Source organism: Polaromonas sp. P1_G2 (genome assembly GCF_056405515.1).
Window position 1 is genome coordinate 1 of sequence record NZ_JBFUBY010001304.1, and the last position, 426, is coordinate 426.

At 62.7% G+C, this 426-nt stretch carries 1 protein-coding gene; it reads right to left on the reverse strand.

What is annotated here, in order from left to right; translation table 11 throughout:
- Positions 1-377: DUF3095 family protein (locus AC1D0P_RS30255; RefSeq protein WP_477680108.1), on the reverse strand; the 377-nt coding region annotated here is incomplete at its 3' end.
- Positions 378-426 lie beyond the last annotated feature (49 nt).

Below are 426 nucleotides of genomic sequence, written 5' to 3' on the forward strand. Positions count from 1 at the left end.
TCCTTCAGCGGCACGATCGCCGCGCGCATTTCCAGGCCCATTTCCTCGGTGACCCAGGTGCGCACTGCGGCAACTTCCGACCGCGCTTTGTCGATGCCTGCGGGCGGGATCGCCACCAGCGCACCGTCGCCGCCGAAGACGAAAGGCAGGTCGGCATGATCGAGAGCATTGAGCACAGCGGAGATGATGCTGGCGCCGGACATGTTGACCTGCTTGTAATTCCCGGCAGCGATCGCACCCGTCGAGTTGACGATATCGCCGGTCACCAGCGCCCAGTCATCCGGCAAAGGGCGATAGTTGGCAGTGTCCGTCACCCCTTCGAAGGCGGTGAAGTCCGGGACGTCGGCGAAGAATGTGTTGGTGCTCGCATCGGCCATGCAGTGCTTTTACCACATTGCGGCGGACGATGCGATGACGCTGCAAAGC